Source organism: Streptomyces sp. MspMP-M5, assembly GCF_000373585.1.
Taxonomy (GTDB): Bacteria; Actinomycetota; Actinomycetes; order Streptomycetales; family Streptomycetaceae; genus Streptomyces.
The window spans coordinates 1-12,942 of record NZ_KB891890.1; the positions used below are offsets into that span (position 1 = coordinate 1).

A 12,942-nucleotide genomic window follows, 5' to 3' on the forward strand; every position below is an offset into this window, starting at 1 on the left:
ATCGCGTTCACGATCTCCCGCATCGCATAGGCGCCCTGATGACCGCTGACCGAGCGGTGCCGGTCCTTCCACGCGGTGATCACCGGCTCGATCAACGACCACTGCCCGTCCGATAAGTCGCTGGGATATGACTTGCGTTCACTCACCCCGCCAACCCCAGCAGACCCCACACGACGGACCCGCGGATTCCGCCCACACCTCACACCATCGGGCGACCACAGAACGACTCAAAGACTCACGAACCGCCCACTCAGAACGTTCCGGTGCGCCCCCGGACGAACAGAACATGCGGAAAGCGTTTCGGGGGCAGCCCCTCACGAATTCGAATCCGTTTATCCTCCGCACTCGCCGAGCGGGGCGGTCGAAGGCCCGCGGTTCCCGTCCGAGGACAGGCGCCGGGGCGGTTCAGCGCGGAGCGTCCTTGTCCGGGCGTCGGTGGCGGAGGGCGTCCTGGGAGTCGACGTACTTGAGCATGAGGCGAGCGAATTCCAGGCGCTCCTGCTCGGTCCAGTCGGCGGTGATGCACTCGAAGGCCGAGCGTTGATGGCGGACGAAGCGGGCCATCAGCTCACGGCCCTCGGGGCTGAGCTGGAGGACGGTGCGGCGGCCGTCCTGCTGGGAGGCCGCACGGACCAGATAGCCGGCCGAGATGCAGTCGGAGACCATGCGACTGGCCACCGACGGATCCACGCCCAGGTGCCGGGCGACGGCGCCGACGGTGATCTCGCCGGCACCGGACTGCCCGCCCGACTCGGCCTCCGTGGCGTCCTGCTCGGCTTCCAGGACGATTCTGAGCACCAGCGTGCGGCTCAGGTCCTTGTGGGAAATCGGCTCCTCGACCTCCAGGAGCGAGGAGCGCCGCAGCTTCCCGAAGGCCGGCCCCACGGCGTCCAGCAGTTCCTCCGCGGTCTTCTGCTCGCGCTTCGTCATACCCCTCATCGTACAGACATGAATGATTCCACGAAGGCATGTGTTGACTAGCAAACGTGTGCATGATTGCATGCATATGACTTCGAGCAATGAACGAACGGAGCATTCCATGACCACCCTCATCACCGGCGCCCGCGGCAGGATCGGCCAGGCGATCATCAGCCGCCTGCAATCGGCCGGTCTCACCGTCCGCGCCGCCAGCGCCAACCCCGCCGAACTGACCGTCCCGGACGGCGTCGACGTCGCCGAGCTCGCCCTCGACCGGCCCGAGACCTTCGAATCCGCGCTCCGCGACGTCCGCCGGGTCTTCCTCTACCCCGAGCCGGCCGGCATCCGCGAGCTGGTCGAGGCCGCCGAGGCCGCCGGCGTCGAGCACGTCGTCCTGCTCTCGTCCTCCTCGGTCCTGGGCCCGGATGCCGAGCACGATCCGCTCGCCGGCCACAGCCTGCAGGTCGAGCGCGCCCTCGCCGGCTCCGACCTCGCCTGCACGTTCCTGCGCCCGGACGCCTTCGCCAGCAACTCCCTCGGCTGGGCCTACTTCATCGGCCAGTCGATGCCGATCCAACTCGCCTATCCGGACGCGCACATCGCGCCCATCCACCCCGAGGACATCGCCGACATCGCCGTCGAGGCGCTGACCGGCACCTCCCTCACCGGCCGCTCGGTCACCCTGACCGGCCCCGACTCGCTCACCTTCCGCGAACAACTCGCCGTCCTCGCAGACACCCTCGGCCGCCGGATCCCGGTCGAGCACATCACTCGCGCCGAGGCCGAGCAGCAGATGGGCCGCCACATGCCCGCGCCGATGGTCACCTCGCTGCTCGACCTGTGGGAGGCCGCCAACCACGGTCCGGCCGCCATCGCCGACACCACCCAGACCCTCCTCGGCCGCCCCGCCCGCACCTTCCGGCAGTGGGCCCGCGAGAACGCCGCCGCCTTCACCCGGCACTGATCCGGGCGGGCCCACACCACACAGGCCCGCCCCCTCCGCCTAAGGGATTCCATGTCCACGGCCTTGAACCAGGCCCCCGCCACCCCACAAACCAGGACCGACCGCCGCCGATGGGCCATCCTCGCCGTCGTCCTCTTCGCCGCCGTCCTCGACCTCCTCGATGCCACGATCACCAACATCGCCGCCCCGACCATCGCCACCGACCTGCACGGGGGAGACGCCCTCGTCCAGTGGCTGGGCGCCGGTTACGCCCTGGCCATGGGCGTCCTGCTGGTGGTCGGCGGCAGACTCGGCGACAAGTTCGGCCGCCGCCGCCTGTTCCTGACCGGTCTCACCGGCTTCACGCTCGCATCCGTCGCCTGCGGCCTGGCCACCGGACCCGCCTCCGTCATCGAGTTCCGCCTGCTCCAAGGAGCCTTCGGCGCCCTCGTGATCCCGCAGGGCTTCGGCATCCTCGGCGCGGTCTTCCCTCCGAACGAGATCGGCAAGGCGTTCGGCGTCTTCGCCCCCTGCCTGGGCCTGTCCGCGATCAGCGGCCCGGTCCTCGCCGGATTCCTCATCGACAGCTTCGGCTGGCGCTCCATGTTCTTGGTCAACATCGCACTCGGCGGCCTCACGATCGCCCTGGCCGCCCGGCTGCTGCCCCGCGACGCCGGAGACCGGACGGTCACCGTCGATGTTCCGGGCTCCGGCCTGCTCGCCGCCATGATGTTCGGCCTGCTCTACGGCCTGATCGACGGCTCCGGCCACGGCTGGACGCCCGTCCCGATCCTCTCCCTCACCGCAGGCACTCTGCTCTTCGCGCTGTTCTGCCTGCGTCAGCGCAGCGCCGCCAGCCCACTCATCGAGCCCTCGCTGCTCAAGAACCGTGGCTTCACCTCCGGCCTGATCCTCGGCCTCGTCTTCAACGCGGCGGTCGCCGGTCTGCTCCTCGTTCTCTCCCTCTTCCTCCAGGACGGGCTGCACCGCACCCCGACCCAGACTTCGCTCGGCCTCGCCCCGGTCGCCGCCGGCATCATCCTCGCCTCGATCGCCGCGCACCGTCTGATGGCCCGCCTCGGCCGCACGCTCATCCTCATCGGCCTGCTGCTCACACTGACCGGCACGCTGTCGCTACTCGTCCTGATCCACACCACCAACCCGACGGCATGGACGCTCCTCGCCCCGGTCTTCGTCACCGGCCTTGGTCTCGGCTCCTGCTTCGGCACCGTCTACGAGGTCACCCTCGGCGACATCGGCCCCAAGGAATCGGGCAGCGCCAGCGGTGCACTCTCCGCCGTCGCACAACTCGCCAACAGCATCGGCGCCGCGGCCATCACCACCGTCTACTTCCATACCGCCGGCTCCCCCGCATCCGCAGCTGTTCTCAGCCTCGCCACGGTCGCCGCCGGCACCCTCGCCTGCTGCGCCCTCGTGCGGCTACTGCCGCGCAGGGCCCGGCCCCGGCATCACTGACCCGCTCCGGAGCACAACATGAAGCCCATCGGTTACTGGCTCAACCGCACCGACAAGGCCCTCACCTGCCACATGAACGCCATGCTGGCCGAGTTCGGCCTCACCCGGACCGCCTGGCAGGTCCTCAACGTCATCGAGAAGGATCCACAGACCACCGACACCGAAGTACTGACCGTCCTTGCCGCCAACGCCGACAACGCCACCCTGACCACCGCCATCGAGACAGTCATGGCCGCCGGCTGGATCGCCCGCCCAGAGCCGGGCCGCCTCACCCTGACCGACGACGGCCGCGCCCGCCTCACCGACGTCGCCGAGCGCGTGCACGCCTTCCGCGACCTGTCGACGACCGGCATCACCCGCGAGGAATACCGGATCACCGTCACCGTCCTGGAGCGGATGACCCACAACCTGGAGAACGGAGCAGAACAGTGAGTTCACCAAAGCCGCAACCCTCGTAACCAACATCCCGCCAGAACCCCGCGGCCCCCTCTCCCTGTCTCGGTTTCACCACCCCGCCCACCACTACCGCACCGGCAGAAGCAGTCAGCCACGTACAACCGCCGGACGCAGACAACGGCCCCAGCAGGCTGCACTTGGCCGCACAACAGGCCGCTAACCTGCGGTGTCGCGACCAAACCCCTATGGTTCCCAAGCTCAGAGCGCGGCTTCGATTCCCGTCACCCGCTCCATAGCGTAGGCCCAGGTCGTCGACCTGGGCCTCGTTTGTTGCCCAGAGCTCTTGCGCAGTGGCATGCCCTCCGCGTGTCCCAACTAGCCTGAAACCCCTGCCCCAATGCCCCATCGATGCGTTAACACGGCACCGCCCAGGCCGACTTATCTCATCTCTTGTTTCGCATGAGACGCGTTACCGTGACCTGCATCATGCAGCCACAGCAGGTACGCACATGCGCAACCACGAAGCGGAGCTGTGGACCAACACCCCGGGACGGGCCCCGTGGCGGTGGACCAGTTCGCCGGTGGCTCGTACGCAGGCCGCCAGGGCAGGCAGGGCTCAGCACCGGAGGACCCGCGGACGGTGCAGCGGCCGCCCGCGCTGGCATCGCCGCATGCACGGGCACGATGGCGACTGCTGAGGTCCACAGACTGTAGGAGATGTCGTCGTGGACAGCGCTTGTCCTCGTCCTGGGCCGAGCGGGAGCTGCGGGGGAGGACGGCAGTCATGACCGATACGGCGATGACGGCTTGCGGCATTGCCATAGCAGGAGCGGGTAGTTGTGGGCAGTGATGCCGGAGCCGGTGTATCGCGTCTCGCCTCCGTGGACGGATGCCCGGCCGGACTGGCGTACTGCCCGTCACCCTGCCCTGGGCGGAGATGACCCGCAGGCATTGATGTCTCCAACGGGCGTCAGCGCCCGGCGGAGCGGGAGCGCCGTGAGCAGGACGAAGATGCCGAAGAGCGTGATCGGCAAGAGCCCTACGGGACGGAGAAACGAGGTGGGATGTGTCATGACCGCCTTCCAGGCGACGCTCCAGTTCCCGACCACGTCCGCGAGCACGACCGCGGCAGCGAGCAGCGGCCCGCCGGGGCGGGCACGGATGATCAATAGCGCGACCAGCGGATCGAGCAGCAGGAGCGCGTGGAAGAGCAGTTGGACGAGCATGGGTGCGTAGCTGTAGGCGTCCAGCCCGCCCTTCACGAGAAAGAATCCGTGTGCTGCCGTTCCTTCCAGGAATCCGGCCACGTACACCACAGCGGTGCACCGGATCCATACCGGACGCTCCCTCCATCGCATGGTGGCCCCCCTTCGCTCGTCCTTGAACGGCACTCTCGAACGATGCCCCGTACAAGACCACCTGGATCAGTATTCGCCGAACACGGAGGCAACTTCGAACCGGCGATTTCTCGTGCGGGTCGCCGACACTGTCACTACGGACTCCTCACCGGCAAGCTCAGTCAACAGCGCTGAACAGCGCTTGAACAGCGTCGGCCACGACCAGGCACGCCACGGCCGAGCAGGCGCCCCTCGGCCGACTTCGTCCCCGACGAGGGCCTCGGTCTCTTCTGCCTGCTCGGCCGGACGTGCGCGTGTAGACCAGCTGGGCCGCTGGGCCTGACGCGCGATCAGGAGAGGTCCAGGCTCAGGGCGTACGGGTCCACGGTGCTCGGCTCCGTCGACCGAACTGGCTGGGCCGCCCAGCCGATCCGGCCTACCTGCTGCAGAACACCGTGTTGACGAGCTTCTGCACCTCCTTCTGGTACGCACCCACTGGGGCGTTGACCCCGTCCACGTAGTTCACCGCGGCCTCCATGGTCCTGCTGCCGTCGGGCGTGCTGTACATCAGCGTTCCGGCGCCCTGGACGCCGCCGTCGTGGAACAGGACGGTGCTGCCGCAGTCCGCCTTCTGCGCCTGCAACCCGAGGCCGTAGCCCATCTTCGGGACGGTCGTCGAGTGCGGCTTGCGCATCTCGGCCAGCAGCGCGGGCGGGAGAAGTTTCCCGCCGAGCAGTGCGGAGAAGAACGTGTGGAGGTCCTCGGTGGTCGAGATCATCTCGCCGGCGCTGGAGATCCAGGAGGGGTTCTGGCGGGTGACATCGACCGTCTTCTGCCGCCCGGCGTCCTGGTAGCGGTAGTAGCTGTGGGCGTGGGGTTCGGGGATCTCCGGCGAGGTGCCCGGCGCCAGGGTGTGCTTGAGCTTGAGCGGAAGCACGATCCGCCGCTTGACCTCGTCGGTGTACGAGTGGCCGGTGACCTTCTCGATCAGCAGCCTGGCCAGCACGTAGTTGGTGTTGGAGTAGCTCCAGCTCGTGCCCGGTGCGAACCGCACCGGCTTGGACAACGCGAACCGCACCAGCTTCTCCGGCTGGTACGTGTGGAATCGGTTGTCCACCCACTCCTTGCCCTGCCAGGGGATCCCCGGCACGACCTTCCCGTCGGGATAGTGCTCGCCGGTGTAGTCGAACAACCCGCTGGTGTGCTGCAGCAGCATCCGCACGGTGATCCGGCGGTCCAGTCCGAACTGGGGCAGGTAGTCGGCCGCCGGACTGTCCAGCCCGACCTTGCCCTCGGCCACCAGTTGCAGCACCAGGGTCGCGGTGAAGGTCTTGGTGGCGCTGCCTATCCGGAAGTACCCGTCGGTCGGCGGCTTCGCGGTAGCGCCCAGCTTGCTCACCCCGGCGCTGCCGACCCAGTCGCCCCGCTGATCGTGCACGCGCATCTGCACCCCGGTCAGACCGGAATCGACTATCCCTTGGATGGCCTTCTGCAGCTCCGGGCGCTTCTGCCCGGCAGCGGCCTTCGGCGCGGCCGTGCTGCCCGCGGTGGCCACTGCGGGCACGGCCACCCCGGCCAGCAGCGTGGTCGCCAGCGCCGTGAGCACTAACCGTCGGGAGGCCCTCGGCATCCGGACCCTGCTGTTCTTCGTACCCGTGGTCATTCCTGGTACCTCCGTCTCGGCCGCGCCGAGAATGTCGTTGCGTGCAATCACGACGCCACCATGGCACCGCATGGCACCAAACGCAAGCCATAACGGCTCAGCTTGGCACAACGAGGTGCGGGCCGAGCCAAGCGCGATCGCCACACCCAGACAGAGGTGACCGTCGCACCACACCACTTCGGCTACCACCTCGGACCTGGCAGCCAACCAGGGAATCGCGGGCCATAAGCGCAGCTAGGCCAGCGCGCCAACACCGACGAGGCCCCGGAAAGGGGAAACGACGCCTGGCGCCACGTGGCGCCAGGCTGACTCACCAAGGCGTCAAACGTGTGCCATGATGAGAAGTGCGAGCGCCATAAGCGGCATGCGTCTTACGGAAGAGCGGCCGCGCCCAGGCCCGGGACCACCCGCCCGACGCCAGTCGTGCACCAGACAGGGACCAGACGTGCGCCATCACGGCGCCATGTGGTGCAGCCCGGTGCCCGAAGCGCCGACCCGGCCCGGCCCAGCCCGGCCGACTACACATCGATCGAACCGACCCAACGGGAGCCCCAGCGTGGCTACGTTCCTTTCCAGACTCGGCCGCCTCGCCTTTCGCCGCCGGGGGGTGATGCTGCTGCTCTGGCTGCTGATATTCGGCGGCGCGGGCTTCGCCGCCTCCTCCGCTGCGCCACCGCCCGCCGATACGTTCTCGATGCCGGGCACCGAGTCACAGAAAGCCTTCGACCTGCTGACGAAGAAGTTCCCGGACGCGCGTGCCGATGGCTCCAGCGCCCGGGTCGTCGTCCGGGCACCCGAGGGCCAGAAGATCAGCGACGCCGCCCAGCGGGCCGAAGTCGGCCGGCTCGTCGCCGCGTTGGGCACATCATCCCCGCAGGTGGTGGCCGCCTCCGACCCGTACAAAATCCCCGCGGTCAGCATCAGCAAGGACGGAACGACCGCCTACACGGTGGTGACGTACAAGGTCCCCGCACTCAAGGTCAGCGACAAGGCGCACGACGCGCTCGACGCCGCCGTCAAGAAGGCCCGCACGGCGGGCCTGACCGTCGAGGCCGGCGGTGACGCCGTGAAGGTCGACCAGACGATGGGCGGCACCGGCGAGAAGATCGGCATCCTGGTCTCCGCGATCGTCCTCGTCCTGACCTTCGGCTCGATGGTCGCGGCCGGAATGCCGCTGATCACCGCGCTGATCGGAGTCGGGGTCGGGATCTCCGGTATCACCGCGCTCGGCTCCACCCTCGGCCTGTCCGCCACCACCTCGACGCTCGCGATGATGATCGGCCTCGCGGTCGGCATCGACTACGCGCTGTTCATCGTGTCCCGGTTCCGCGCCGAGCGGATCGAGGGGCGCACCCCCGAAGAGGCCGCGGGCCGGGCCGTCGGCACCGCGGGTTCGGCGGTCGTCTTCGCGGGGCTGACGGTCATCGTCGCCCTCGCCGGACTGGCCGTCGTGGGCGTCCCGATGCTCACCAAGATGGGCCTCGCCGCCGCCGGCACCGTCACGGTCGCCGTGCTCGTCGCGATCACCCTGGTCCCCGCCCTGCTGGGCTTCGCCCCGGTCAAGGTGATGGCCCGCAAGGGCCGCCTGCGGTACGCCGTCAAGCCGCTGTCGGAGCGCCGGCAGCGCAAGGCCGCCAAGTCGACCAAACACGGCAGACCCAACCTCGCTGCCCGCTGGGCGAGTTACGTCCTGCGCCACCCCGTCGCCGTGCTGCTCGTCGGCGTGGTCGGCCTCGGCACGGTCGCCGTACCGGCCGCGAGCCTGCAACTCGGACTGCCCGGCGAGGGTTCGATGTCGACGAAGACCACTCAGCGCAAGGCGTACGACATGCTCGCCCAGTCCTTCGGCCCCGGGTTCAACGGACCGCTGATGGTCACCGTGCAGGCGAACGGCGCCAAGGCCGCCGGCGACAAGGTCGGCGCGGCCCTCCGCACGACGGACGGCGTAGCCTCGGTCTCCCCGGCCACCGCCAACAAGGCCGACGACACCGCGATCCTGAACGTCATCCCGAAGACCGGCCCGACCGAGCACAAGACCGAGCAACTGGTCCACCAACTACGGGCCGCCTCGCGCGACTTGGAGCGGGGCACCGCGTCCCGGATCCTGGTGACCGGCCAGACGGCCATGTTCATCGACTTCTCGCAGACCCTCGACGACGCACTCCTGCCCTACCTCGGCCTGGTCGTCGGCCTCGCCTTCCTGCTCCTGATGGTGGTCTTCCGCTCCCTCCTGGTCCCGCTCAAGGCAGCCCTCGGCTTCCTGCTCTCGGTGACCGCGGCCCTCGGCGCCGTCGTGGCGATCTTCCAGTGGGGCTGGCTCGCCGACGTCCTCGGCATCGAGCAGACCGGCCCGATCATGAGCACGATGCCGATCTTCATGATCGGCGTGGTCTTCGGCCTCGCCATGGACTACGAGGTCTTCCTGGTCAGCCGGATGCGTGAGTCGTACGCCCACGGGGCACGCCCCGCCGAGGCGGTCGTCGACGGCTTCCGGCACGGCGGCCGGGTCGTCGCCGCGGCCGCGGTCATCATGACGAGCGTCTTCTCCGGCTTCATCATGGAGGACAACGACTTCATCAAGATGATCGGCTTCGCCCTCGCGATCGCCGTCCTCTTCGACGCCTTCATCGTCCGCATGGCGCTCGTGCCCGCGCTCCTCGCCCTGCTCGGCAGGTCCGCCTGGTGGCTGCCGAAGTGGCTGGACCGGATCCTGCCCCGAGTGGACGTCGAAGGCGAGAAGCTCGACCAGCACGCAACCGCCCCCGCACCGCACGCACCGCGGGAACGCGCCCTGGTCGGCTGACGCCCCCGCCGAGCCGAACGGCACCACTACAGCGCCCCCGTACTGGCCCCAGCCGGTACGGGGGCGCTTTCCCGTGACATACAGCCCCGCGGACGGATGAGTGGGCCGGTCTAGCCGCCAGCACCACCCAGCATGAATCAGCACCCCCGAGCAGGTATCTCACCCCACTTACAATCCCTTGGCCGGTACCCCGGTGACCGCGCGTCGGCGGTCGCGGGCAGTCCTCGGAATCCGGACATCCACCGTCACCACATCCGCACGCCGCTCGGCCTTTCAGGACAAGCCACCGATTGCGGAAGCAATGGCTCGTTTCGTCCCGTCCCTGAGGACACCCGCGGAGAAGGTTGCGCGTACGGGGCGAGCATGCTCAGCGAGCAAACCGGCCACCGTGCCATTCGCGTGCCAGATACGACGGACAACAGAAGCCAACGTAGGGCTCTTGAACTCCACCTGCACTACGAGCCATTCCCCCAGCTCAGGGACCTTTCCAGGTTGCAGAAGCCCCCTGATTCCCAAGCTCAGAGCGCGGGTTCGGTGCTGGGCCTCTGAGGCAGACGAAGGCCCCGATGGCAAACAGCTGCCGGCGTTAGGGTGCAAGACATGCCGAGATTTGCTGACTTCGACGCTTCGTCCCTCCGCCGCACCAGCTCGGTGGAGGGCGGGTTTCCCTGGCGCGGCCAGACCGTGACCCTCATCCGGATCGATGCGAAGGGGATCGTCACCCAGGCGACCCGCATAACCGAGAAGCGGGCCACGCTGGCACAGGCCGGGCCGAAGGATCTGGTACTTGCTGCGTGGCCTGGGCAGTGGTCCCAGGACGTGTTCCTGGTGGACGATCTCAAGGCCGCCCGCGAGGAAATAGGCTGAGCCGAAGCGAACCGTGCAGCGAATTCGCTCGTGCGACGCCACACTCCGACGGGCTGAGTCACGACGAACGACAGTCGCCCACGCCTCCTGGAAGAAATCTGGGAGAAGATCTTCTCCCAGAGCCCCTGCTGGACCACCCCAGGCCAAACGAGACCACCGCCCTGACCTGCACAAACTCCAACACCGGCAGTTAGGGCACCTGTCCGAACCTCGTTCGGGACGAAGAGGTCGTGGGTTCAAATCCCGCCGCGCCGAAAGCTCTCCGTGCGTGAGCGATGCGTGAGCGGACGGCGGAACATCAGGCGCCGAAGGCCGGACCGAGCATCAGGCCGGGCGGCGCTGACCTGCAAGAACAGCACCACCCGGCAGACACCAACACCCTCGATCAAGGATTCGATCCCACTCCTAAAGCGGGCCCCTGCTCGACGCGGTGACGACAGGGGCGCGCGGCCGACGGCAACCTGCGTCGAGCGGGGCCGGGGCCGGGGCTGACGCGGAGACATCCAACAGCGCTTGGTACGCGTGCTGATCGAGTCCGGGGCAGCATGGCACAGCCACGCAGGCGGCCAGTGGCTCCGGGCCACTGGCGAAAGCGCGGCCAGGCTCCAGGCCGAGAAGCAGACCGTGATCGGCCGGCTTCGACTTGGCGATCTTCTTGATCTCCCAGCCTTCCGGGAGGGTGAACGTCTTGGGTCGGCCGCCTTTGTACTTCGGGTAGAGCGAGTGAAGCCGTCGGCGTTGAAGTTATGGACCACATCCCGGACCCGGTCCGCGCTGGTGAACGTCACCTCGGCGATCTTCCCCACCGGCATGCCCTGGGTGGGCGGCTGCCGCCACGGGCATGGCGACAGGCGACACCGGCGGAGCGGCACTTCCCGTACCCGTCGCGGCGCTCCGCACCTGCTCGCCGTCGCCACCGTCATGCTCGTCCTGCGACCACCCTCGGCGTGGGAGGCGGTTGACGTGAAGCAACAGAGCATCGGGAGCATCACATGAACCGCATCCCGAACCGGCTGCCACCGCCCGCGGAACCAGCGGCCGCACACACCGCTCCGGCACACTCCTCCGCGCCCGACTGGGGCCTCCTCCTCATCAGACTGACCTTGGGATTGCTGACGGCCGCACACGGTTCCCAAAAGCTCTTCGGACTCTTCGGAGGCAACGGCCTGAGCGCCACCGATAAGGCATTCGCCTCCCTCGGCTATCGACCCGGGAAGGTCTTCGCCCTGATCGGCAGCCTCTCCGAATTCCTCGGCGGCCTCGGCCTGGCAGCAGGGCTGCTCACCCCGCTCGCGGCCGCGGCCCTCATCGGCGTGATGATCAACGCCGTGGCCACCGTCACCGGTGTCAGGCGCGTCCGGCGGTGTGGCCGGTTCCGGCCAGTGCTCGTCCTTGGCGCCGGACGGCGTCGCTGAGCCCAACTGCCTTGTGGGACCGGGTGGCCAGGGTCAGGCTGCGGGCAGCAAGGGGCCTCCGCAGTGCAGGTTCCATCGGCCGGAGCGGCCGGTGAGCGTGGTCAGCGACAACGGGCGCACATCCAGCCGCCAGAAGGCGGCCGGGGGCAGGCCGAGGGCATGCACGACCGCTGCCCGGATGACGGCGGGCTCGACAACGGCGAGAACTCGGCCGGCCTCGACGCCCTGAGCATCGAGCCAGCCGCCGACCCGGTCGGTCAGTGCCGCTATCGACTCGCCGCCGTGAGGGGCGGCAGTGGGGTCGGAGAGCCAGGCGGCCACGGATTGGGGCGACGTTGCGGTCACCTCGTCCAGCGTGCGTCCTTGCCATGTCCCGACGTCCAGGTCACGCAGGTCCGTTGCCGGGCGTGCTTCCAGTCCGAGGGCGGCCGCCGTCTGACGGCAGCGAGCGGCCGGGGCGTACAGGTATCGCTCGGCGGCGGGTAGCGAGTACGCGGCAGCGCACGCCTGCCGCGCTCCGGCCGGATCCAGGGAAGCGCCGTCGTCGAACCGGGCTTCCCGTACGGCAGAGTTCATCGCGGGTGACACGAACATCATCCGTGCGGTCATGCTGCTTTCTCCCCTCGGCCCGCCCGTCGTCCGGTTCAGCAGACCATGGTGCACACGGCCGGGGCGCGCGGGGGTATGACGTGCGCCGTGGTCAGACCGGCCGGTTTGCGCTACGGTCGCGTGGACATGACGACCTGGGGCGGAAGCCGGTGAGAATCCGGCACGGTCGCGCCACTGTATATCCGGCCACCGCACGCCAACGCGCGGTGGAAGCACGGGAGTCAGACCCGCCCTTCGTCGTCCAGAACCCGAGGACCGGGACGCGTGTTCCCCCAGGAGGTTTCGCCATGGCGCAGTCCGCTGCCCCCGCAACCAGCTCTTCCGCCGTACCGGCAATCACCCCGATCTCCCTGAAAGCCATCGCCCCTTGGGCGGTGTTCTTCGGCATCCTGATGCTGGTCCTGCTCTACTTCGTCGGCGCGGAGCAGGGCGCCACCTCGCTGCTGTCCGGCTCGGGCGTACACGAGTGGGTCCACGACGGGCGCCATCTGCTCGGCTTCCCCTGCCACTGACGA

The 12,942-nt window shown here is 68.6% G+C and carries 11 protein-coding genes, 2 pseudogenes and 1 riboswitch; of the genes and pseudogenes, 7 read left to right on the forward strand and 6 right to left on the reverse strand.

What is annotated here, in order from left to right:
• Both B073_RS47895 and B073_RS0116835 read right to left on the reverse strand, forming a co-directional pair.
• Positions 1-146, reverse strand: a 146-nt coding sequence (locus B073_RS47895; RefSeq protein ID WP_234025110.1) for a transposase, incomplete at its 3' end; no start/stop codon positions are given.
• A 259-nt stretch (positions 147-405) separates the two neighbouring features.
• Positions 406-930, reverse strand: a complete 525-nt coding sequence (locus B073_RS0116835; protein ID WP_018539257.1) for a MarR family winged helix-turn-helix transcriptional regulator — start codon at positions 928-930, stop codon at positions 406-408.
• A gap of 109 nt (positions 931-1,039) precedes the next feature.
• Between B073_RS0116835 and B073_RS0116840 the strand changes: the two genes are divergently transcribed.
• Genes B073_RS0116840 through B073_RS0116850 form a run of 3 tightly spaced genes read left to right on the forward strand, consistent with a single transcriptional unit; the run spans position 1,040 to position 3,769 of the window.
• A complete protein-coding gene (locus tag B073_RS0116840; RefSeq protein ID WP_018539258.1) occupies positions 1,040-1,882 on the forward strand; it encodes an NAD(P)H-binding protein in 843 nt (280 codons plus the stop codon).
• Between the two features lie 51 nt (positions 1,883-1,933).
• Positions 1,934-3,337: an MFS transporter gene (locus B073_RS0116845; protein ID WP_018539259.1), complete on the forward strand. Its 1,404-nt coding sequence runs from the start codon at positions 1,934-1,936 to the stop codon at positions 3,335-3,337.
• 18 nt (positions 3,338-3,355) lie between these two features.
• Positions 3,356-3,769, forward strand: a complete 414-nt coding sequence (locus B073_RS0116850) for a MarR family winged helix-turn-helix transcriptional regulator (RefSeq protein ID WP_018539260.1) — start codon at positions 3,356-3,358, stop codon at positions 3,767-3,769.
• Positions 3,770-4,650: 881 nt separating this feature from the next.
• On the opposite strand, the gene B073_RS0116855 is transcribed toward B073_RS0116850, so the two are convergent.
• Entirely contained in the window at positions 4,651-5,091 is a 441-nt protein-coding gene (locus B073_RS0116855; RefSeq protein WP_037811934.1) for a hypothetical protein, read from the reverse strand.
• A 415-nt stretch (positions 5,092-5,506) separates the two neighbouring features.
• Complete coding sequence (locus B073_RS0116860) at positions 5,507-6,733, reverse strand: serine hydrolase domain-containing protein (RefSeq protein WP_026247460.1); 1,227 nt, start codon at positions 6,731-6,733, stop codon at positions 5,507-5,509.
• 556 nt (positions 6,734-7,289) lie between these two features.
• On the opposite strand from B073_RS0116860, the gene B073_RS0116865 reads away from it, so the two are divergent.
• Positions 7,290-9,536, forward strand: a complete 2,247-nt coding sequence (locus tag B073_RS0116865; protein WP_026247461.1) for an MMPL family transporter — start codon at positions 7,290-7,292, stop codon at positions 9,534-9,536.
• A gap of 600 nt (positions 9,537-10,136) precedes the next feature.
• Complete coding sequence (locus tag B073_RS0116870; RefSeq protein ID WP_018539264.1) at positions 10,137-10,403, forward strand: hypothetical protein; 267 nt, start codon at positions 10,137-10,139, stop codon at positions 10,401-10,403.
• Positions 10,404-10,992: 589 nt separating this feature from the next.
• Here B073_RS0116870 and B073_RS49035 read toward each other — a convergent pair.
• Positions 10,993-11,326, reverse strand: a pseudogene (locus tag B073_RS49035) (IS630 family transposase); the annotation flags it as partial.
• A gap of 69 nt (positions 11,327-11,395) precedes the next feature.
• Between B073_RS49035 and B073_RS40160 the strand changes: the two are divergent.
• A pseudogene (locus B073_RS40160) lies at positions 11,396-11,746 on the forward strand (DoxX family membrane protein); the annotation flags it as partial.
• A 105-nt stretch (positions 11,747-11,851) separates the two neighbouring features.
• Here B073_RS40160 and B073_RS0116885 read toward each other — a convergent pair.
• Positions 11,852-12,427 (reverse strand): histidine phosphatase family protein, encoded by a 576-nt coding sequence (locus B073_RS0116885; protein ID WP_018539267.1) that lies wholly within the window; start codon positions 12,425-12,427, stop codon positions 11,852-11,854.
• Between the two features lie 96 nt (positions 12,428-12,523).
• A riboswitch (cobalamin riboswitch) is annotated at positions 12,524-12,677 on the forward strand.
• Positions 12,678-12,714: 37 nt separating this feature from the next.
• On the opposite strand from B073_RS0116885, the gene B073_RS0116890 reads away from it, so the two are divergent.
• Positions 12,715-12,939, forward strand: coding sequence for a CbtB domain-containing protein (locus B073_RS0116890; RefSeq protein WP_018539268.1), 225 nt, complete (start codon positions 12,715-12,717; stop codon positions 12,937-12,939).
• Positions 12,940-12,942: the final 3 nt, after the last annotated feature.